Below are 21,942 nucleotides of genomic sequence, written 5' to 3' on the forward strand. Positions count from 1 at the left end.
AGTTACTGAGAGTAGTGGGTACGGTACGTAGCGCTGTCGACGGCCGGATAGCCGGGAATTCGGGGGTTCATGGTGCCTGACCAGCGGATTCGTGAGCATCCGGCCGCGTCAGCAGACTGGTTGCGCGCCGCTCGCGCGGCTCGCACACTCTCGGTGGCTACGCTCGCCTGGCTGGGCGTGGAAAGCACGCTCGGCCTGGCGGCGGGCCTCGTGGCACACTCCGTCGCGCTGATCGGATGGGGCCTGTGCGCCGTCATGGAGGCGGCGGCCAGCATGATCGTGGTGTGGCGGTTCACCGGCGCCCGCACGCTGTCGCCGAGCGCGGAGACCACCGCCAGGCGGGCGGTGGCGGTGAGCTTCTGGCTGCTCGCGCCCTATCTGGTCATCCACGTGGCGTACGACCTGGGGGCGGGGCACCGTGCGGTGCCGAGCGTGCTGGGGATCGTGGTGACGGCGGTCAGCCTGGTCAGCATGCCGCTGCTGGGCATCGCCAAGCGGCGGCTCGGCGCGCGGCTGGCGTCGCCGTCGACGGCGGGTGAGGGCACGCAGAACCTCATCTGCGCCGCCATGGCGGCGGGCGTGCTCGCCGGATTGTGGCTCAACACGATCGGCTGGTGGTGGGTCGACCCGGCCGTCGCGGTCGCTCTGGCGGTGGTCGCCGTACGCGAGGGAAGGCGCGCGTGGCGCGGTCACGCATGCTGCCATTGATGGCAACACACCGTAATCGCCGCACCAAAAGGGCTGTTTAACCACACTGACCGCACCGAGTATCGTTCCCGGAGTATTGCGGAGCTTCTCCCGCTAGGGTCTCCGGAAGGTTCCTACACACCTAAGAGGGCATCGTGGGGCGACACCGCACAGACGATCTCGACGGCGGATACAGAGCCAGCGAACCTCCACCCCCGCGCAGACACTCCGGCAACGGTCGCGGCAGGGTGCTCGTGCCGCTGGCGGGCGCCGTCGCGATGGCCGTGCTCCTCGGCGTCGCCGCGTTCGTCATCTTCACCAGGAACCACGACTGCTCCAGCGGAAAGCTGCCGCTGCGGGTCGTCGCGACCCCCGACATCCACCCCGCGCTCAACAAGATCGCCGGCAACTACAACAAGGCCATGCACTCGATCGACAGCAAGTGCGTCGAGGTGACGGTGGCCAAGCAGGCGGCGGCGAAGACCGCGAACGCGCTGGCCGCGGGCAAGGTGCCGGCCGACTTCTGGGTGGCCGACTCCAGCCTGCTGATGGAGAGCATGCGCCAGACCTCGGGAGGCAAGGAGCTGCCGCAGGTCGAGGGGTCGATCGCGACCTCCCCCGTGGTGCTGGCGGCGGCCGAGTCGGCCGCGCAGAAGCTCACCGGCACCCTGCAGCCGAGCTGGAGCGCGATGATCGCGGCGGCGAACGTCGCGAACGTGGACGGGCCAGGCAAGAAGGTACGCGTGCTGGCCCTCGACCCCCAGAAGAACTCGGCGGGGCTGGCCGCCCTGCTGGCCGCCGCCGGCACGGCAAGGGAGGCCAAGCAGGACAAGGCGCTCGTGGGCGCACTGAAGGAGCTGTCCGGCCAGCTCGCGCCCGACTCGACGGCGCTGCTGGCCAGCCTCACGGTGAAGTCCAGCAGGGTGCCCGTCGGGGTGACCTCCGAGCAGGCCATCCACGCCCACAACGCCAAGAAGCCGGAGGCGCCGGTGGTGGCCCTCTATCCGAAGGAGGGCACGCTCAGCCTCGACTACCCCGTCACGATCCTGGCCAAGGACCCGGCGGTGCTGAAGGCGGCGGCGGACTTCAAGCAGAACCTGACGACGGAGTCGGCCGGGAAGATCCTGCGCGCCGCCGGGTTCCGCGGCACCGACGGCAAGGCGGGCAACGCGCTGTCGGAGGAGAAGGGCTTCACCCCTGACCCGCCGACCGCACTGGAGCCGCCCGACACCGCGACCGTGGCCAGAATGGTGCAGACCTGGTCCAGGCTGAACCTCGGCTCCCGGCTGCTCACCCTGCTCGACGTCTCGGGAACGATGGCGCTGCCCGTGCCCGGCACGAACATGACCCGCATGCAGGCCATCAACAAGATCGCGACCGAGGGGCTCGGGCTCTTCCCCGCCGACTCCGAGGTGGGCCTGTGGACGTTCTCCACGCATCTGGACGGACGGGACAAGGACTGGAAGGAACTCGTCTCCGTCGGGCCGCTGTCCGAGTCGATCGACGGGGCGCTCCGCAAGGAGGCGCTGGCCACGACGTTCTCCCAGATCCAGGCGAAACCCACGGGCGACACCGGGCTGAACGACACGATCAGGGCCGCCTACGCGGAGCTGACCAAGACGTTCCGGCAAGACAAGATCAACACGTTGCTGATCCTCACGGACGGCGCCGGCAACGACGATCCCGACGGCGGCGTCGAGGACGCCGAGATCCTGCGGTACCTGAAGAAGACCTACAACCCGAAGCGGCCCATCAGCATCCTGCTCATCGCGTTCGGCCCGGAGGCCGAGAAGGGCAAGCGGCAGATGGACGCGCTGGCCAAGGCCACGGGCGGCGAGGCGTACATCGCCAAGGACATCCTGCAGGTCCGCGACTTCTTCCTGCAGGGCATGGAGCGCCGCCTCTGCTCCCCCAACTGCGACGGCTGAGCCTACCCACCCTCATAACCGTTCGGCATGGGGGGCGAACCGGGCTGAAGGGGGCGGCGTCCTCTCCGCGTGGGGCTGAGTAGCCCGTACGAACCCGCGGGGAGGGAATCCGTGCCTGGATGGCCGACCGTCGACCGTACCGACGATCAGGAGCTCGTTGAGGCTCTGCGGCGCGCGGACACCGATGCCCCCGCCAGGCTGTACGACTCCTACGGCGAGCGGCTGCACGACTACGCCTGCTCGCTCATCGAGGAGCGAGAGGTCGCCGGGGACGCCGTGCACGACGCGCTCGTCACCGCGCAGGGCTGCGTGGACCGGCTGAAGGAGCCCGCCAGGCTGCGGGCCTGGCTGTACGCGCTGGCCCGGTTCCAGGCGCAGGCCAGGATGTCGCACAGGAGCGGCACCCCTGTGGAGGGACTGCCGCTGCCGGAGCCCGGCGACCATGACGACCCCGAACTGGCCGACCTGGTCCACGAGACGCTGGGCGAGCTGAGCAGGAACGAGCGCGAGGTCCTGGTGTTGTCGCTGCGCCACGGACTGACCCCGGCCGAGGTGGGCGTGGTGCTCGGGCTGACCTCGCGGCAGGTGAGCGCCAGGCTGGGCCGCGCGCGCGACCACCTGGAGAACGCCGCGGCCGCCGTGGTGCTGGCGAGGACCGGGCGGGCGCACTGTCCCGACCTGTCGGCGATGGTGGACTCGTGGGAGGGTCCGCTCACCCCGCTGCTGCGCCGGCGGTTGTCGGGGCACATCGGCGGGTGCGAGGTGTGCACCGAGGGCCGGCACCGGCAGATCTCGGCCCTTCGGCTGCTGGACATGGTGCCGGTCGTGTTCGCGCCGCTGTCGCTGCGCCGCCGGGTGGTCGACACGTGCGTCAACCCGGAGCGCGACCAGACCCGTACGTTGATCACCGACCGCGGCGACAACTTCGACCGGACGGGGTTCCCCGTGGCCGCGGAGGGCCGCTCGCGCCGGCGCAGGCCGCGCCGGCTGGCGCCGATGGTGCTGGCCGGGGCCTGCCTGCTGGCCGCGACGGGCGCCGTGGTCGTGATCAACGGCCGGGACGTCTCCGGCGGCACCGCGCTGCCGCCGGCGCCCTCCCCCACGCTCTCCGTGGCGCAGAGCCCCGCTCCTGAGCCCGTTCTGGAGGAGGACGAGAACGAGCCGACGCCCTCGCCGACGCCGACGCCGACGCCGAGCGCGACCCGGCCGGACAGGCGCACGCCGAGCGGGCGGCCGGTCGCCGCGCGGCCCCGCACCAGGCCCGCGCCCGCTCCGACGGCCTCCCGGCGCAGGCCCGCGCCCGGCCCGCGGCTCGTCGCGTCGTGCCCGGACGGCACGGACGGCCTGGCCAGGATCGGGCTCAGCGCCCGCAACGCCCAGGTCTCCTGGGTGGCCACCGCCTCGCAGGGCCTGGACGTGCACCCGGCGAGCGGGTCCATCAAGGCGGGCAGCTCCGTGCGGGTGGTGGTGACGGCCATCGATCCGACCGTGTCCGGCAGCGGCCGCGTCGCCTTCACCTCGAACGGCGGCACCAGATCCTGCTCGTTGTCCTGGATGGCCGACCAGCGGCCGCCTGCCTCCGACGCGCCCGACGGCGATGTGCCCACGGACATCAGCGAGCCTCCGGAGACGCCCACCGCCGGTGCGGAGAGCTCCTCCGTGGACACCATGGACGAGTGAACGGGTCATCGTCGCGCCAAGCGCTGGTAGATCGCCGATTAATCGACAATCGGGCATAATTCGGGCCCTGGCTCGAAGATCCCCGGCCTCATAGGGCATTCTGGTGTGCTTGGGGACCACTCCTGGGCCAAAGAGCGCTTGACCATGTGCTGAAGTTCACATGAGAAATCTCAGCCCGCGGGTGAACCGGTCAGCGTCACCAAGCGTCGGCATTGACGTGCCAGGCGCTGATTGGTCCCATGAACTGCGATCAAATACGCTCCGACCAGGAAGATCAGGAGAAACCCAGGAGATGCTCAAGCACCGCAGAGCGCTGGCGTGGGTGCTGGCGTTCGCCTGCATAGCGGGGGCGATAGTCGCGCTGTTCGACATCGAGACACCGCTGCGCCCGTTCTTGATCTCCCTGTTCCTTCTGTTCGTTCCTGGGGCCGCGGTGGTGGGACTGTTGCGTGATCGTGATCCCCTTGCCGCACTATCAGTAGGGGCTGCCGCAAGTCTCGTACTGAACGTGCTTCTCGCGCAGGCCATGCTGCTGTTCAACGCATGGTCGCCGAGGGCCGGTGTGGCGACCGTCGCCGTGCTCGGAGGGTTCATGTACGTGCTTCGCGTGTTGTACCGGGGGAAGAGCATGCAGACCGAACAGGGGGCCAGGGCAAGGTGAACATCCAGGTAGTTCGGCCGGGAGACCTCGGTGAACCCGAACGCGCCCGGTGGCGGGAGCTGCAGAAGGCGGACCCGAGTCTGGACAACCCCTTCCTGTCCGTCGAGTTCGCCGTCGCGATGGACCGTTTGCGCGACTACGTGAGGGTGGCGGTCATCTCCGACGGCGCCGGCATCGCCGGCTTCTTCCCGTACGAACGGCACAGCTTCGGCATCGGCAAGCCGCTCGGCGGCTTCCTGACCACCTGCCACGGCCTGATCGCCACGCCGGAGCTGGAGCTCGACGCCAAGGCGCTGCTGCGAGCCTGCAAGCTCAGCGTGTTCGACTTCGACCATCTGGTGGCGGGGCAGCCCACCTTCGCCCCCTACGAGCAGGATGTCCGGCCGGCCCCGGTCATGGACTTCACCTCGGGGTTCGAGGCCTGGATCGACCAGGTCAAGGCCAACTCGCCGAAGAACCTCAAGACCGTCCGCTACAAAGAGCGAAAGCTCGGCAGGGACCAGGGAGAGCTGCGCTTCGCGTGGGCCTCGCCCGATCCCGAGGTGCTGCGCACCCTGCTGGCCTGGAAGTCGGACCAATACCGCAGGACCGGCCGGGTCGACAGGTTCGCCCAGCCGTGGATCGTCGAGCTCACGGAAATGATGCATGCCGAAAAGTCAGCTGATTTCGGAGGCGTGCTCACCATGCTTTATGCGGGCGACGTTCCAGTGGCTGGACATTTCGGCCTCCGTACGGCCACCACGCTTGTAGGGTGGTTCCCCGCCTACGACACCGAGTTCGCCCGCTATTCGCCGGGCATCGTCCATCATCTCCAGATGGCCGAGGCCGCCGCGAACGACGGGCTGCACATGGTCGACATGGGCAAGGGCGGCAAGGAGTACAAAGACTGGCTCAAGAGCGGGGTCCTGTACGTCGCCGAAGGCCGCATCTCGAGACCGTCCGCGACCGCGGCGGTGCACTGGATCGGCCGAACTCCTTTCAACAAGGCCCGAACAATTGTCATGGACCGACCGTCTCTTTATAAGGCGGCCGACCGTGTCCTCAAGGGCTTTGGTCGGGTGCGCACCTCAGTGCAACAGCAGGAGTCACCCAATGTAGTCAAGGAAGCATCGGGAGCGAGCTGACCGCTCCCACCCCGGCACCAGCACATACACCCTCACTCTCCACGCAGGACCCCCGATGCACCGCCCACCGGTTCGTCATTCCCGCAGCACCCGGGGATGGCCTCGTCCGGTTCGCACGACGGGGTCCCGGAAGGATTTCCCTCGCCATGAGTCCCGAGATAACCAAGCACAACGGCAAGATCCAGGCCGGACCCCTACGGTCGATGCCGCCACCGTCGAGCTTCACGCCCGTGACGCCGCACCTGGCCATCTCACCGACGGTCAGCGTGGTCGTGCCGGCGATGAACGAAGCCGAGAACCTGCCGCACGTCTTCGCCACCATCCCGCAGTGGGTCGACGAGATCGTGCTGGTCGACGGCAACTCCGTCGACGACACGGTCGCCGTGGCCAGGCGGCTGCGGCCCAACGTGAAGGTCGTGACCCAGACGGGCAAGGGCAAGGGCGACGCCCTGGCCGCCGGTTTCGCGGCGTGCACCTGCGACATCATCGTGATGATCGACGCCGACGGCTCGACCGACGGCCGCGAGATCATCAACTTCGTGGGCGCGCTGGTGACCGGCGCCGACTTCGTCAAGGGCTCGCGCTACGCCGCCGGCGGCGGCAGCGACGACCTGACGCTCAACCGCCGTCTGGGCAACAAGGTCCTCACCGGCATCGTCAACGTGATGTACCGCACCCAGTACACCGACCTGTGCTACGGCTACAACGCCTTCTGGGCGCGCCACCTCGACGTGCTCGACCTCGACTGCGACGGCTTCGAGGTGGAGACGCTGATGAACGTGCGCGCGGCCAAGGCCGGGCTGAAGGTGCACGAGGTGCCGAGTCACGAACGTAACCGCATCCACGGCGAGAGCAACCTGCACGTCGTACGAGATGGCTTCCGTGTGCTCAAGACCATCCTGAAGGAGTGGCGCCGCCAGCCCTCTCCGCCCCAGCCTGAGCCCACCGCCACTCCTGCCGCTGACCGAGGCGTCGCATAAAAAGGACCGTTGTGAACACGTCTGTTGTCATCTGCGTCTACACCGAGGACCGGTGGGAGGACATCAGGCAGGCAGTCGAGTCGGTCGAGAACCAGACCCGCCCGGCCCACGAGCTGATCCTGGTGGTCGACCACAACCCCGACCTGCACCTCAAGCTCAAGCGCGAATATCCACAGGCCATCGTGGTGGAGAACACGCACGAGCAGGGGTTGTCCGGAGGCAAGAACACCGGGGCGGCCACGGCCAACGGTGAGATCGTCGCGTTCCTCGACGACGACGCCGTCGCCGACGCCGGGTGGCTGGAGGCTTTGGAGGAGGGCTTCCAGGAACCCGGCGTGGTGGGTGTGGGCGGTCGCACCGACCCCCTGTGGGCGTCCGGCAGGCGGCCGCGGTGGTTCCCGTACGAGTTCGACTGGACGGTCGGCTGCACCTACCGCGGCATGCCCGCGGTCAGGGCGCCGATCCGCAACGTGATGGGCGGCAACGCCGCCTTCCTGCGCGACGTCGTGTCCGAGGTGGGCGGCTTCCACAGCGGCATCGGGCGCAGCGTCCAAGGGCGCAAGTCGCGGCCGCTGGGCTGCGAGGAGACCGAGTTCTGCATCCGGCTCACCCAGCGCAAGCCCGGCTCCGTCATGTTGTTCGAGCCGCGCGCGGTGATCGGGCACAAGGTGTCGAAGCAGCGCGAGGGCTTCGCCTACTTCCGGTCCAGGTGCTACGCGGAGGGCCTGTCGAAGGCCCTGGTGACGCAGGAGGTCGGCACCCAGGACGGGCTCGCCAGCGAGCGGGCGCACGCCATCAAGACGCTGCCGCTCGGCGCGCTGCGCGGGGTGGGCGAGGCCCTGCGGGGCGACCTGGGCGGGCTCGGCCGGGCCGCCGCGATCGTGATCGGGCTGGCCTGGACGACCTGGGGCTACGTGGTGGGCACGGCACGGCTGAAGGTGGCACGCTGATGATCCGCGTCCCGATCCTGATGTACCACTCGGTCACCGACGGCCCCAACGACGACACCAGGCCGCACGCGGTGCGGCCCTCCGACCTGGCCGAGCAGTTGGCCTACCTGTCGGAGAACGGCTTCACCCCGCTCACGCTGGGCGACCTGGTGGCCTCGCTCAACAAGAACAACGGCCGCTCGATGCCCGACAAGCCGGTCGTGGTGACCTTCGACGACGGCTACGCCGACTTCCACAGCCACGCGCTGCCGCTGCTCGAGCGCTACAACTTCCCCGCCACGGTCTTCCTGACCAGCGGCTGGGTGTCCGACGCGGGCGACGACGCGGCGGGCAGGCCACTCGACGACATGTTGTCCTGGGGCCAGGCCCGCGAGGCCGCGCAGACCGGCATCGAGATCGGCGGCCACAGCCACAGCCACCCCCAGCTCGACCAGCTCCGCACCGAGGATCTCCGGCAGGAGCTGCGCAGGAACAAGGGCCTGCTGGAGGAGAAGATCGGCGCGCCGGTCGCCACCATGGCCTACCCCTACGGCTACTCCAGCGCCCGCGTACGCCGCGAGGTGCGCAAGGCCGGCTACTTCGCCGCCTGCGCCGTCAGCAACACGATCGCCGCGGACCGGCACGACATGCTGGCCATCCCCCGGTTGACGGTCGGCAAGGGCACGACCATCAACATGTTCAAGCGCGCCGTCGAAGGCACCGCCGTACCTCTCATCTACATGCGCGAGCGCATCCTCACCAAGGGTTACGCCGTCGTGCGCAGGACGAGGTACGGGCTGCAACGGGTGCGCGGCAATGTCTAGGGTCTGGGGGCGGATCCTCGTCGACCTGCGCAACCCGCTGTTCCGGCAGGGTTACGCGCTCATGGCGAACACCGTCATCACCGGTGTGCTCGGCATGGGCTACTGGCTGCTGGCCGCCCACTACTACACCCCCGACGAGTTCGGCCGCGGCCAGGCGGTGATCACGGCGATGCGGTTGTTCGCGTCGCTGGTCGCGCTCGGGTTCGTCGGAGCGCTCGCCCGCTACCTGCCGGTGGCCGGCCGCCGCACGCCCGAGCTCATCCTGCGCGGGTACGGCCTGGCCGCCGCCACGGGCGGGGTCGCCGCGGTCGGCTTCCTGCTGACGCTCCCCCTGTGGGGCGAGACCTATTCGGTGCTGGCCGGGTTCGGGCCGGGGCTGTTCTTCCTGGCGTCCGTGGTGGTGTGGGCGGTCTTCACCCTCCAGGACGTCGTGCTGACCGGCCTGCGCAGGGCCCCGTTCGTCCCGCTGAACAACCTGATCTTCGGCCTGGTCAAGATGGGGCTGCTGGTCGCGCTCGCCGGCGCGCTGCCCTCCGGCGGCATCTTCGTCTCCTGGGTCGTCCCGACCGCCCTCGCACTGATCCCGATCAACTTCCTGATCTTCGGCGTCGTGGTGCCCCGGCACACCAGGCAGGCCGGCGCGGAGCTGCAGCCTCCTCGTCTGCGCGAAATTGGAAGGTTCCTGGCGGGCGACTTCCCCGGGACGCTGTCGATCCTGGCCATCGTCTACCTGGTGCCCGTGGTGATCGCCACCCAGGTGGGCGAGGCCACGTTCGGGCGTTTCTCGATGGCGCACACCCTGGCCAGCATGATCGAGCTGCTGGCCATGAACATGGCGGTGTCGCTGACCGTCGAGGGCTCGTTCGACCGGTCCCAGCTGGCGGAGAACTGCCGGCGGGCGTTGCGGCGCGCCTTCATGATCGTCATTCCGATCATCACGGTGGCGATCGCCGGGGCGCCGCTCATCCTGACCATCTTCGGGCCCGCCTTCGCCGAGGAGGGCACGACGCTGCTGCGGCTCATGGCGCTCGCCGTACTGCCCCGGGTGCTGATCGAGGTCTATCTGAGCGCGCTGCGCGCCCAGAGCAGGGCGCGCACGCTGGCCGTCGTCCAGATCGGGCTGGCCGTCCTGGTGCTGGTGTCCACGCTCGCGCTGTTCCCCTTCGCCGGAGTGAACGCGGTGGGATACGGTCTGCTGGCCAGCGAGCTCCTAGTTGCGCTGTTGATTTTCGGAAATCTGCGTAAGATTCTCGGATTCGGCGATACAGGTCGACCGGCTGTCACTCAGGGGTCGTCCGGGACCGCATGATGGTCAACGCGAGGCAACGGGACAGCAATGGCGTGACGCCGGGGACCACGGGCTCCCCGGATGCGCGCGGGGACAAGGAGGACTCAGACGTGCCCTTCGATCCGGAAGCTACCGGGATCATCCCGAAGCTGACGTTCGAGCCCTCTGGTGAGGGCTCCGGCACGTCTGAGAAGACCGAGGCGGAAGCCGCCGAGACCACCGGCGAATCCACTGCCGAAAGCACCGCCGAGTCCACTGCCGATCCCGGCCCCGACCGCACCACGGCCATCCGCCTCCCGATGCCACCGGCGCCGGGCAAGAACACCCCGGACACCGGCTCCCCTCCGAAGCCCAGCGGTTCTCCGGGGCCGTCGGCGGGGTCCCAGACATCGGGCGGTTCGTCGCAACCGCCGGGGGGCTCCCAGTCATCCCGCGAGACGAAGCCGGCCGGTGGTGGACGGCCGTCCGTGGGGGCCCGACCGTACGGCGCGACGCAGGCCGCCGCCACCGCGCAGCCTGCCGGCGGTACGAAACCTTCCAGCGGGTCGAAGACGTCCGACGGGACGAAGCCCGGCAGCGGCAGCGGCAGCGCACCCGCCGGTGGACGCGACGAGCCCGGTGCAGCGCGGCAAGTCGGCGACAGCGAGAAGACGCGCGCGATCGGGCAGGTCGGCCCAGGCGCGACGACAACCGGGCGTGAGCAAGCCAGCGCGGCTGGGCACGGACAAAGCACCAAAACCGGGACCGGGCAATCCGGCGGCCCTCAGGACGTCCGGCCACAACCCACCAGCGGACCCCAGACCGTCCATCCGCAGCAGGCGGGCGGGTCGGCTCATCCTGCGCAGGGTGGTGGTTCTGCCGCCGGCACGCAGCAGCCGGCCGGGCAGGCGCAGCAGCCGCCCGGTGGGGCGCGGTCCGGGGCGTTCGGCGGGAACGCGGGCGCCGAGGACGACTCGCGCGACACCAACCCGAACCTCGCGGTGCCCCCCGCGGCGGGAGGCCCTCACGCGGGAAGTGGAGCGCCGTCCGCGGCCGTCGGGGCACCGCCCGGGGCGCCGCCTCAGGGGCCCGTGGGTGTGGCGCCTCAGGCGCCCGTGGGTGTGGCGCTGGAGGGGCCGCAGGGGCCGGTCGCGCAGGTGCGGGCGACGGCGCAGCCGCAGACGTTGCGGGCCCGGTTCAGCGCGCTGATCGCCAGCGCGCCCCGGTGGTTGCCCGTGGTGCTGGTCCTCGAGGGCCTGCTCATGTTCATCCTCGCCGTCAAGGTGTCCCCGGGGCCGCTGCGAGGTGTGGACCCGGCCGACATCGACGGTCTTGGGCTGATCTCGGCGCTCCCGGTCACCGCGTTCCTGGCGATCCTGATCATGCTCGTGTCGTTCTTCGTCACGGTCGCCCAGAGCACCGACCGCAAGTTCCTGCTGTTGTTCCAGATCGCCGCCATCGCGTTCGCCCTGCACGGCGTCGGGTCGCTGGTGGCGAGTGAGCCGCGTTTCCCCACGGCGTACATTCATGCCGGTTTCGTCGAGTTCATCAGCAGGACGGGCGAGACGGCGATCAACATCGACGCCCGCATGGGCTGGCCGGGTTTCTTCGCGTTGTTCGCGTTCGTGACGAAGGCCGCCGGCATCAGCGACATGACGACGATCCTGCAGTGGACGCCGCTCCTGTCGAACCTGCTCTACCTGCTGCCGTTCGTGCTGATCCTGCGCCAGGTGGTGGCGACCACGCGGGCGCGGTGGTTCGCGGCGCTGCTGTTCGTGCTGGCGCAGTGGATCGGCCAGGACTACTTCTCGCCGCAGGGCTTCACGTTCGCCCTGTATCTGGCGTACGTGGCGATCCTGCTGCGATGGTTCGGGCGGGTCGAGCCGCGGACCAGGCCGATCGCCCCGAAGGGCCTGCGCAGGCTGCTCGGCAGGCTGGACGCGATGACGCCGGGCGAACTGGCCAACACCGGCACCTACCGGGCCGACAGGCTGCTCATGCTGATGATGTTGATGGCGCTGTTCATCGCGTCGGTGGCCTCGCACCAGATCACGCCGTTCATGATGCTCGGCGTGCTGACGGCGTTCCTGCTGGTGAAGCGGACCTCGCTGACGTGGGGGCTGCCGTTCTTCCTCGGGCTCGTGGTGGCGGCCTGGATCAGCTACATGACGGTGGGCTTCTGGGCGAGCCAGATCGACACGATCTTCGGTGGCCTGGGCAACGTCCTGTCCAACCTGCGCAGCAACACCGGCGACCGGATCGAGGGCACCGACCCCGCCCACGCGATGGTGCTGCAGGCCCGCCTCGGCATCCTGGTGGTGATCCTCGGGCTGGCGGCGGCCGGGTTGTTCCGAAGGCTGCGGCGCGGGGTGTTCGACAGGTCGGCGCTGATCCTGCTCTGCGTGCCCGTGCTGGCGCTGGGGCTGCAGAACTACGGCGGCGAGATCGGGCTGCGCATCTACATGTTCGCGCTGCCCGGCGCGTGCCTGCTGGCCGCGTACGCGTTCTTCCCCAACCTGCCGGCCGACAGCGCCGACGTGCGCGAGGAGACCGTGCCGCTGCGCAAGCGGAACGTGCGCTTCAACCCCGAGCTGACCAGGAAGATCTCGGTCGTGCTCGCGGCGTGCTTCGCGGTGGTGTTCGCGATGGCGTTCCTGCTGGCGAGGTACGGCAACGAGAAGTTCGAGCGGGTCACCACCGGCGAGGTGGCGGCCCTGCACTACGTCTACGACCACGACAAGCCGAGCGCCAAGGTGCTCTATCTGGTGCCGAAGCTGGGGCCGGAGGTCACGCCGACCCTGCCGTGGGGCGAGCGCGACGTCGAGTTGGTCGCCTTCAACGAGCAGGCGCTCGTGCACAAGGATCCGACGAAGATCGCCGACGCGGTGAAGGCGCTGCAGGGGCAGCCGCGTAACTCGTACCTGATAGTGAGCACCGGCCAGGTGAGCTACCTGCAGCTCAACGAGGGTTATCCGGCGGACTGGGGAGAGAAGTTCCGCGCGGCGCTGGACGCCTCGCCCCATCTGAAACGGGTGTACTCCAACGACGACGCGGCGCTCTACACCTGGAAGAAATTCGTCAGGGGGACGGAGATCCCCGAGGCTCGGCCGTACAAGGGCCGCGGCGACCCCACCTCGCCGTGGACGCCGGTGGGCATCGGGGCTCTGATCGTGACGTGGGTGGCGCTGCTCGGCTACGAGATCATCCGCCTGAACGGCCCCAACCGGGCGCGCAAGACGCGCAAACGCCTGTTGTTCCTGGCGGCCCCGGCGTTCGTGGTGGCCATCGCGGTCATCATCGAGCGGTTCATCTACATCGCACAAAATAACTGAATTCCCAGGAAACTCTAAGGTTCTACGGGATGATGCCCTCAATGAGGGCACAGAGGGCACTTCCCGTCGGACCGGACGCACGTACCGCTGCTGCACGGATCGTCTCCGTCGACGCGTTGCGGGGCTTCTCGCTCCTGGGCATCCTCGTCGTCAACATCGCCTTCCTGGCCTCCGGATACCGGATGGCCGGGCTGGCGGAGCCCGCCTTCGACTCGCCGTTCGACTGGGCCGTGCGGTGGTTCGTGACGATGTTCGTCGAGAACAAGTTCTACCTGCTGTTCTCGTTCCTGTTCGGCTACAGCTTCACGCTCCAGCTCGACTCGGCCGCGCGGCAGGGGCGCGCGTTCCGGCCGATGTTCCTGCGGCGGCTGGCCGGGCTGCTCCTGATCGGACTGGCGCACGCCGTGCTGCTGTTCCCCGGGGACATCCTGACGACGTACGCCGCCGTGGGCCTGGTCCTGCTGTTCCTCCACCGGATCAGGCCCAGGACGGCCGTGCTGCTGGCCGTCGCGCTGACGGCGGTGCTGGCGCTCGGCTTCGTGCTGGCGGCCGTGCTGGCCACGCTGGGGCTGGATCTGTCGGGCACGATGACGGACGGCGCGGCCGAGGCCGCCAGGTCGGACACGGCACTGGGCGGGGGCTTCTGGCAGATCGTGTCGGAGCACCTGAGGAAGCTGTCGCTGATCATCGTGCTGCGCGTCCTCTTCCAGGGGCCGGCGGTGCTGGCCGCGTGCCTGCTCGGGCTGGCGGCCGGCAAGTCAGGCGCCCTGCGCGACCTGTCCGCGCACACGAGAACGCTGCGCAGGCTGCAGTGGACGGGCTTCACCGCCGGTCTGGCGGGTGCGTCTTTCGCCGCGCTGTCCGCCTGGACCGGCGTGGTGCACAAGTTCTGGGGCGAGGCGGTGGACCTGGCGACGGCGCCGCTGCTGGCGGCCGCGTACGCGGCGACGTTCCTGCGGCTGCTGCCGCGCGTGCCGCGCATCGGGCGAGCCCTGGCCGCGCCCGGCCGGATGGCGCTGTCCAACTACCTGGCGCAGTCGCTGATCTGCGCGCTGATCTTCACGGGGTACGGGCTGGCGCTCGTGGACCGGGTCAGCCCGCCGATGGAGCTGCTGATCGTCGCGGGCATCTTCGCCGCCCAGGTCCTCTACAGCCGCTCGTGGCTCAGCGGGCACCGGTACGGGCCGGTGGAGTGGCTGCTGCGTTACCTGACGTACGGGACCAGGCCGGCCCGCCCGATCGGAGCGAGCCGTCGCCTTCCCGGTCACCGATGAGGAACCCGGGAGAGGAACACAGCAGGCGCCGGCATGCTCACATGCCTCTGCCGGACCACCTGATCTCGTACGGCCGCAGGGTGACCTGCCTGCCGTCGACGGTCGCGGTGACGTCCTCGCCGGAGGTGTTCACCATGACGCTCTGGCGCTGCTGGCCGATGGCCTTGATCCGCTGGTCGGAGGTCCGGATCTTGGAGACCTCGACCCCGGCGGGAAACCACTTGGCGAATCCGCTCAGCAGGCCCGCCATCGGCATCTCGCCGCCCACCTTCGGCGCCCACAGGCAGCCGGGGCACTCGCCTTCGTCCTTCATCTGCGGGTTCCAGTAGAGCGCCGTGGTGACGCCGCTGACGGCGAACTCCATCAGCGCCGTCGCCTGCACCGCGGTGCGCTGCTCCTCCGTCCACCCGGAGTTCTCCGGCTCGACGTACCACTCCGCCCACCACACCGGCAGGTCGCCGCTCTCCTGCCGCAGCCACGAGGTGATGGCGCCGAACTTGGCCTGGGCCGCGAAGTCGTTGGGGATGTTGCCCCTGTCGTTGGTCATCGACGCGCCGTCGACCACGATGAAGTCGGCGCCCTGCTTGTTGTCGATCCAGTGCTGGATGGCGTCGAGCGCGCGCTGGTCGACGGTCCCCCAGGAGCCGCTGAGCTCGGAGGGCTCCTGGCTCCTCGCGTTGCTCTCGATCGGGATGTACGGCCCGCCGATCTTGATGTCGCTGTTCACCTTCTTCAGGGCCGTGTAGACCTTGTTGTACAGCTCGGTGTATCCCTTGGCGTCCCACTTGTTGGTGGCCGGATCCCAGAAACCCTTGAACTCGTTCCAGACCATGTAGTGCTTGACGGTCGGATACTGCTTGGCGACCCTGACGGCGAGCTTGGCGAAGTCGTCGAAGTGCTCGGGTTCGGGGGCGACGGTGTGGTTCTTGCTCCAGTCCGTACGCCCGGCCTTGCCGCCCTTCATCCAGTCGGGCGCGCAGCACAGCGTGATCACCGGCAGTCCCCGCGACGACGACATGAAGGTCAGCCGCCGGTCGAGGTCGCGGAAGTTGAACTGCCCCGGGCTCGGCTCGGGGTTGCCGACGCCCCAGCCCATGATGTGCTGGTTCTGCACCATGGGCACCCTGCCGAGCACGCCCCTGGCCTGCTCGACGACGTGTTCCGGCTCGTTGTCGGCGCTGAACTGCGTATGCGTGACGCCCCAGCGCGGCCAGTTGGCCAGCGCGGGCGGCTCCTCCAGTTGGGGAGCCGGCTCCGTGGGCACCTTCGTGGCGACCTGGCCGTTGAACTCGCTGCGTCCCTGCGACCTGAGCGAGGCGTAGACCATGATGCCCGCCACGAGGACGACCGCGAGGATGCCGGCTCCAAGGGCTATGGGCCAGGGCGATCGTCGGCGCGCATGACGGCCATCGGTCGGGATCACTGAACGCTCCTCATTCCTCACGAGCCCACAAGGGGACGAACATACAGAAAGGCTGGGCGTAGGCCAGCCTTAATGACGCTAATCGTTCCACTTGCGGATCGCTTACCGTCAATCCACGCGTGGTGGCCGCTGGCCGCCCGCGGGGCCGGGCACCCCGGCATAACGGTACGGCACAGGCTGCCTACCGGGCTGCACGATGAGGAGGGTGCCCGGGGTTTCCGCGTAGAAGGCGGACTCGACGGCGGCGGCCACGTCGTCGGCGGTGAGCAGCGGGAAGCCCGCGTTGACGAACACCTCCCGCGACTCCGCGACCAGCGGCGTGTCGGTGAAGCCGGGGCACACGGCGCCGATGCAGATGTTCTGGGCGGCCAGCGGCTCGGCCAGCGCCCTGACCAGGCCGACGACGGCGTGCTTGGTCATCGTGTAGACGGGGTCGCCGGAGAAGGCCACGAGCCCGGCCAGCGACGAGGTGGCCACGATGGCGCCGCCGCCGGAACGGGCGAGGAGCGGGACACTGGCCCTGACGCCGAAGACGACGCCGTCCACGTTCACGCCGACCACCTGGCGGTAGCGCTCGACGTCAAAGTCGGCCAGGTCCACCCGCCCGCTGACGCCGGCGTTGAGGTGGACCAGGTCGAGCCGGCCGTACCGCTGCTCGGCCAGCGCGACGGCCTCGAGCGAGGCCTGCTCCTCGCTGACGTCGGCGGCCAGCCACACGCCGTCGACCTCCTTGCCCAGCCGTTCCACGCCCTCGCCGTCGCGGTCGACGAGCACGCATTTGACGCCGCCGGCCGAGAGCCGGCGGGCCACGGCGGCTCCGATGCCGCTGGCCGCTCCGGTGATCAGTGCAACTGTGCTCATGGCGCTCCTTGCGGGGTCGAGGCCCGGGGTCCAGGCTGGTCGAGCGTCTCAGCGGCGGTCGAGTGCCGGTCGTTCGCCGGCCGAGCTTCTTCAGTGCCGGTCGAGCATGCGGTGGGCGCGGGCGATCAGCGTGGGCACGGCGGAGCCGATGTGGTCGAATCCCTCTCCCACGGTCTTACCTTGCCGGAAGCGGGCGTGGATACCCTCCACGATGACCGCCAGCTTGAAGTTACCGAAAGCCACATAGAACCCAAGATCCGAGATATCCCGACCTGACGTTTTGATGTAGTGGCTGGCGAACTCGGAGGCGTTCATGAACCCGGGCGCCACCGTCACGTCGCCCGCCACCGGGATCCCCGCCCGCTCGTCGTCCCCCGCGTCGTGCCAGTACGTCAGCGTGAGCCCCAGGTCGGCCAGCGGATCGCCGAGGGTGGACATCTCCCAGTCGACCACGGCCGCGATCTCGAGCTCCCCCAGCCTGATCAGCGTGTTGTCGAGCCGGTAGTCGCCGTGCACCAGCGTGCCGGCGGACTCGGCGGGCAGCCGCTCCCGCAGCCGGCCGACGAGCCGGTGGTATTCCGGCGACTCCGACGTCTTCGACCGCTCCCACTGCTGGCACCACCGGTCGAGCTGCCTGGCCATGTAGCCCTCCGGCCGCCCGAAGTCCGCGAGCCCGACGGCGCGGTAGTCGACGGCGTGGATGGCCGCCAGCACCTCGGCCAGCCGCTCCGACAGCCGCCGCGCCTGCTCAGGCGTGTGGTCGCCGAGCTGTTCCCTATTTTGCACGGCCGCGCCGGCCACGTATTCCATGAGGTAGAACGGCGCCCCGATCACGTCCTCGTCGGCGCAGAACGCGACAGGACCCGGCACCGGCACGGGCGTCGGCGCGAGGGCGGAGATGACCCGGAACTCGCGTCGCATGTCGTGGGCGGTGGGCAGCACATGGCCGAGCGGCGGCCGGCGCAGCACCAACCGGCGGTCGCGGGCCTCGACCAGATACGTCAGATTCGACCGCCCACCCGAGATCAGCGAGACGGACAGGGGCTCGCCCGCGTCGGGCACGTTCCGGCCCATCCACGCGACCAGACTGGGGTGGTCGATGCCAGGTACGGTCATGAACACACAATAGAACCTCATTCTGTGCTGAATGCCAGCTGGGAGTTGCGTAACGTTCCAGACCAGCGGCGATTCGCACGACGCGAGATCCTTTATTCTGGGAGGTATACGTCTGCCCGGACGCTGGACAGAGAGTGGCTGCACACAGTAGGAGCCCATGCGCGTCACCCTTGCCCTGCCTCGTGAGCTGGGAGAGCCCGAGATCGATCGGTGGCGGAGCCTGCAGGAGCCCGGCACCGTCTTCGACAACCCGTTCCTGTCCCCCGAGTTCACGATCACGGTGGGCGAGGTCCGCGACGTCGTCCGCGTGGCCGTGCTTCACGACGGTCCGGAGATCGTCGGATTCTTCCCCTTCGAGCGGCATCCGCTGGGCATCGGCAAGCCGGTCGCCGCCGGGCTCACCGACGCGCAGGGCATTGTCCACGTCAAGGACCTCGACCTCGACCCCCGCCGGCTGATCAGGGACTGCGGGCTGTCGGTCTACGAGTTCGACCACCTGGTTGCAGGGCAGCCGCTGCTGGAATCCCGGCACGAGCGGCACCCGTCGCCGATCATCGATCTGAGCGACGGCTACGACCACTACACCGAGTTCCTGAGGCAGCACTCCGGCAAGACGTACAAATCAACCCTGGCCAAGGCGCGCAAGCTGGAGCGCGAGGTCGGGAAGATCCGCCACGACTACGCGAGCGCCGACATGGCGCCGCTGCGTACGCTGCTCGGCTGGAAGACCGACCAATACCGCCGCACGGGCCGCACCGACCGGTTCTCCCACCGGTGGATCGTGGAGCTGGTCGAGCGGCTGCTGGCCACCCGGTCGGAGAGCTTCGCCGGGGTGCTCGACATGGTCTACGCCGACGACCAGCCGGTGGCCGGGCACTTCGGGCTGCGGACCGGCACCACGCTGGTCGGCTGGTTCCCCGCCTACGACCCCCGCTTCGCGAAATACTCCCCCGGCCTCATCCACCATCTCGCGATGGCCGAGCGAGCCGCCGAGGCGGGCATCCGCGTCATCGACATGGGCCGGGGCCAGAAGGAGTACAAAGACAAGCTCAAGACCGGCGAGCTGCAGGTGGCCGAGGGCAGGGTGGCCAGGGTCGGCGCGGCGGCGGGGCTGCACTGGATGGTCCGGGTGCCCGCGCGCAAGACGCGCGCCACGGTGATGGCCAACCCGATCTTGCTCAAGACGGCCGACAAGGCGTTGAAAACATATGGAAAGCTGCGTACTGTCCTACAAGGATGAAGTTGATCGCAGAGCGCACGGGCCGTCACTGTCTGTCGCTTCCATCCAACCGGCTCGGCCTCTACCTGGCGTTACGCCACTGGTGCCTGCCCGGCCAGCGGCTGCTCATGTCGCCCATCTCCGCCGACGAGATCCTGTTCCTGGTGCTGGCGGCCGGGCTGCGGCCGGTGATCGCCCCGCTCTCCCCCCGTGACGGCAACATCGACGTCTCCCGGGTGGATCTCGACGGCGTGGACGCGGTCCTGACCACCAACCTGTACGGCCTGCCCGACCGCGTCTCCGCCCTCACCGGCAAGATCCTCATCGAGGACGTGGCCCACGCCCTGGAGAGCCACGTCGACGGCCGGCCGCTGGGAACCTTCGGCCAGGCGGGCGTCTTCAGCCTCTCCAAACACGCCGGGGCCGGCTCGGGCGGCGTGCTCGCCGTCGAGAACGTGTCGGACATGAAGGCGCTGGCCCGCGCCCGCGACGAGCTGCTGGCCCCCGGCTCGCTGCGCGCCGACCTGATGAGCGTGGCCACGTCCATGGCCCGCCAGGCGGCGCTCCGATCCAACCTCGTACGCCCCGCGCTCGCCCTCTCCAGGGCCCTCGGCCTGCACGAGTCGCGCGAGGGCTACCGGATCGCGCTCGATCCCGACGGGCTGCGGGCGGCGCTCAAGCAGGCGCCCGCGCTGCCGCCCTTCGACCCCTGGGTCCGCGCCGACCTGCACGACTACCGCCGTCACCGGGGCCGGCTCGTCCGCTGGTACCGGTCGAGGCGGCTGGCCCAGGTGCCCGGGACGCGGGCCCGCCGCCTGGCGGGCGTCCGGCGGCTGGCCGAGCTTCCCACGGTCGCTCCCGCCGTGCGCGACAACCTGGACCAGCCGTTGTTCCGCGTGCCGCTGCTGGTGCGCGACAGGGACGCGGCCATCGCCGAGCTGGAGCGGCACGGGGTGGCGACGGGCTACCTGTACGACCCGCCGTACGACGACTACGCGCCCGGTTACGCCGAGGCGTCACCGCACCCCGGCCCCGCGCGCTGGTGGGCCGGGCACGTGCTGCCCGTCGACCCGCTGTACGCCGCCCGCGCCCTGCCCGTCCTGCGCCGTCTGGAGCCCTCGGAGGGCCCGGTCAGCCGGTCGTCCGCCTGATCAGGCCGGCCAGGATGTGGCAGCCGCGCCGGACGTCGGCGAGCGAGGCGGAGCCGTACCCGATCACCAGGCCGTGCAGGCGGGAACGACCGTGGTGGTGGTGGTCGATGGAGTCGAGCAGGACTCCGTGTTCCCTGGCCCGCGCGACGACCGCGGGCGCGACGGCCTCGGGGAGCTCGGCCAGCACGTGCAGCCCTGCCGTGTCGCCCCGCAGCGTGCAGACGGGCCCGAGCAGGTCGACGACCAGCGCCCGGCGGCGCGCGTATTCCAGGCGCATCCTGCGCAGGTGCCGGTCGAGGTCGCCGCGCTCCAGCAAGGTGGCGACGGCCTGCTGCACGGGGCCGCTGGTGCGGTCGGCCACCGTGTGGCGCAGCCCCGCGATCCGCTCGACGAGCGCGGGGTCGCCGACCAGCCAGCCGACCCCGACGTCAGGGGCGAGGATCTTGGAGAGCGTGCCCAGGAGCACCACCCGCGCGGGGTCGAGGCCGTAGAGGGCGGGCAGCGGGGCGACGTCGTAGCGGAACTCGGCGTCGTAGTCGTCCTCGACGATCGTCGCGCCGGTGCTCCTGGCCCAGGCCAGCAGGCGTTCCCTGCGCGGGATCGGCAGCCGGCCGCCGAGCGGATACTGGTGGGCGGGCGTGGTGTAGAGCACGCGCAGGTCGCGGGGCAGCCCGTCGACGACGACGCCGTCGGCGTCCACCGGGCACGGCACCACCTCCGCGCCCCTGGCCGCGAAGACCGTGCGCGCCACGTGATAGCCGGGGTCCTCGACCCCCGCTCTGGCGCCCGTGCCGAGCAGCGCCATCGCGCACAGGTCGAGCCCGTTGCCGGTGCCCCGGGTGACCAGGACGTTCTCCGGGCCGACGGCCATCCCTCTGGCGCGGCGCAGATGGTCGGCGAGCAGCTCCCTCAGCCGCGGCAGGCCGCAGGGGTCGGGCGAGCCGCCGGGCGGCAGGTCGGCCGCCTTGCGCCAGGCCCGCTTCCACGCCGCCCTGTCGTAGTCGCGCACCCAGGGCCGGCCCGGCCTGAGGTCGATCCCGCCGTCCGTGAGCGGCGGCCCGGCGGACACGCGCGCCTCCTGTGACGGCCTCTCCTGGGGCGGCCGCGGCGTCTCGATGTCGGCCACGTACGTGCCGGAGCCGTGCCGCCCGTCCAGCCAGCCCTCGGCGTAGAGCTGCTGGTAGGCCTCGGTGACCACGGTCCTGCTCACCGCCAGCTGCACCGCCAGCGCCCGCGTGGACGGCAACCGCTCGCCGGGCGCCAGTGCGCCGTCCAGCATGGCGCGGCGCAGCCAGCCGGCGAGCTGCGCCGTGAGCGGCTCCGCCGAGTCGCGCGACAGGGATACGGGCAGGTCGACGTGGGTGCGGGCGGTAGGCTGCGGCCGACGGCCCGCGGTGGATGGCGAAGCGTGCACCGGTGGAAGTGGTCTCTATGAAGGGGCCGATAGTGGCCCTACAGGATAGGTCCACTTCGCCCGTACGGTCGA

The 21,942-nt window shown here is 69.9% G+C and carries 17 protein-coding genes; 13 read left to right on the plus strand and 4 right to left on the minus strand.

Annotated features, from left to right (window positions below):
- The first annotated feature begins 153 nt into the window (after positions 1-153).
- From ABGB01_RS24005 to ABGB01_RS24055, 11 genes are all read left to right on the plus strand, one after another.
- Complete coding sequence (locus tag ABGB01_RS24005; protein WP_347775794.1) at positions 154-708, plus strand: cation transporter; 555 nt, start codon at positions 154-156, stop codon at positions 706-708.
- A 227-nt stretch (positions 709-935) separates the two neighbouring features.
- A complete protein-coding gene (locus ABGB01_RS24010; RefSeq protein ID WP_347775795.1) occupies positions 936-2,615 on the plus strand; it encodes a substrate-binding domain-containing protein in 1,680 nt (559 codons plus the stop codon).
- A 111-nt stretch (positions 2,616-2,726) separates the two neighbouring features.
- Positions 2,727-4,295 (plus strand): sigma-70 family RNA polymerase sigma factor, encoded by a 1,569-nt coding sequence (locus ABGB01_RS24015; RefSeq protein WP_347775796.1) that lies wholly within the window; start codon positions 2,727-2,729, stop codon positions 4,293-4,295.
- A 292-nt stretch (positions 4,296-4,587) separates the two neighbouring features.
- Positions 4,588-4,956 (plus strand): hypothetical protein, encoded by a 369-nt coding sequence (locus ABGB01_RS24020; RefSeq protein WP_347775797.1) that lies wholly within the window; start codon positions 4,588-4,590, stop codon positions 4,954-4,956.
- Positions 4,953-6,080, plus strand: coding sequence for a GNAT family N-acetyltransferase (locus tag ABGB01_RS24025; protein ID WP_347775798.1), 1,128 nt, complete (start codon positions 4,953-4,955; stop codon positions 6,078-6,080). The genes ABGB01_RS24020 and ABGB01_RS24025 overlap by 4 nt, the downstream gene beginning before the upstream one ends.
- Positions 6,081-6,226: 146 nt before the next feature.
- Positions 6,227-7,060 carry a glycosyltransferase family 2 protein gene (locus tag ABGB01_RS24030; protein ID WP_347775799.1) on the plus strand — a complete coding sequence of 278 codons (834 nt, stop codon included), beginning with the start codon at positions 6,227-6,229 and terminating at the stop codon, positions 7,058-7,060.
- A gap of 11 nt (positions 7,061-7,071) precedes the next feature.
- Positions 7,072-8,010, plus strand: a complete 939-nt coding sequence (locus ABGB01_RS24035; protein ID WP_347775800.1) for a glycosyltransferase family 2 protein — start codon at positions 7,072-7,074, stop codon at positions 8,008-8,010.
- The gene (locus tag ABGB01_RS24040; RefSeq protein WP_347775801.1) at positions 8,010-8,813 is read left to right on the plus strand and encodes a polysaccharide deacetylase family protein; all 804 of its coding nucleotides are present in this window, start codon (positions 8,010-8,012) and stop codon (positions 8,811-8,813) included. Before ABGB01_RS24035 ends, ABGB01_RS24040 begins: the two co-directional genes overlap by 1 nt.
- Positions 8,806-10,122, plus strand: a complete 1,317-nt coding sequence (locus ABGB01_RS24045) for a hypothetical protein (protein WP_347775802.1) — start codon at positions 8,806-8,808, stop codon at positions 10,120-10,122. The genes ABGB01_RS24040 and ABGB01_RS24045 overlap by 8 nt, the downstream gene beginning before the upstream one ends.
- Positions 10,123-11,171: 1,049 nt before the next feature.
- The gene (locus ABGB01_RS24050; RefSeq protein WP_347775803.1) at positions 11,172-13,412 is read left to right on the plus strand and encodes a hypothetical protein; all 2,241 of its coding nucleotides are present in this window, start codon (positions 11,172-11,174) and stop codon (positions 13,410-13,412) included.
- 41 nt (positions 13,413-13,453) lie between these two features.
- Entirely contained in the window at positions 13,454-14,686 is a 1,233-nt protein-coding gene (locus ABGB01_RS24055; RefSeq protein WP_347775804.1) for a DUF418 domain-containing protein, read from the plus strand.
- Positions 14,687-14,723: 37 nt separating this feature from the next.
- Here the strand turns inward: ABGB01_RS24055 and ABGB01_RS24060 are convergent, their stop codons facing one another.
- The 3 genes from ABGB01_RS24060 to ABGB01_RS24070 all read right to left on the minus strand — a co-directional run bounded on the left by ABGB01_RS24060 (position 14,724) and on the right by ABGB01_RS24070 (position 18,086).
- The gene (locus tag ABGB01_RS24060; RefSeq protein ID WP_347775805.1) at positions 14,724-16,109 is read right to left on the minus strand and encodes a xylan 1,4-beta-xylosidase; all 1,386 of its coding nucleotides are present in this window, start codon (positions 16,107-16,109) and stop codon (positions 14,724-14,726) included.
- A gap of 108 nt (positions 16,110-16,217) precedes the next feature.
- The gene (locus ABGB01_RS24065; RefSeq protein WP_347775806.1) at positions 16,218-16,970 is read right to left on the minus strand and encodes an SDR family oxidoreductase; all 753 of its coding nucleotides are present in this window, start codon (positions 16,968-16,970) and stop codon (positions 16,218-16,220) included.
- A gap of 90 nt (positions 16,971-17,060) precedes the next feature.
- Positions 17,061-18,086 carry a phosphotransferase family protein gene (locus ABGB01_RS24070; RefSeq protein WP_347775807.1) on the minus strand — a complete coding sequence of 342 codons (1,026 nt, stop codon included), beginning with the start codon at positions 18,084-18,086 and terminating at the stop codon, positions 17,061-17,063.
- A 157-nt stretch (positions 18,087-18,243) separates the two neighbouring features.
- On the opposite strand from ABGB01_RS24070, the gene ABGB01_RS24075 reads away from it, so the two are divergent.
- Positions 18,244-19,326 (plus strand): GNAT family N-acetyltransferase, encoded by a 1,083-nt coding sequence (locus ABGB01_RS24075; protein ID WP_347775808.1) that lies wholly within the window; start codon positions 18,244-18,246, stop codon positions 19,324-19,326.
- Positions 19,323-20,456 (plus strand): DegT/DnrJ/EryC1/StrS family aminotransferase, encoded by a 1,134-nt coding sequence (locus ABGB01_RS24080; protein ID WP_347775809.1) that lies wholly within the window; start codon positions 19,323-19,325, stop codon positions 20,454-20,456. Before ABGB01_RS24075 ends, ABGB01_RS24080 begins: the two co-directional genes overlap by 4 nt.
- On the opposite strand, the gene ABGB01_RS24085 is transcribed toward ABGB01_RS24080, so the two are convergent.
- On the minus strand, positions 20,437-21,807 hold the full coding sequence (locus ABGB01_RS24085; protein WP_347775948.1) for a PLP-dependent aminotransferase family protein: 1,371 nt from the start codon (positions 21,805-21,807) through the stop codon (positions 20,437-20,439). The two genes, ABGB01_RS24080 and ABGB01_RS24085, sit on opposite strands and share 20 nt — an antisense overlap.
- Positions 21,808-21,942 lie beyond the last annotated feature (135 nt).

This window comes from Nonomuraea sp. B5E05 (assembly GCF_039880665.1).
Taxonomy (GTDB): Bacteria; Actinomycetota; Actinomycetes; order Streptosporangiales; family Streptosporangiaceae; genus Nonomuraea.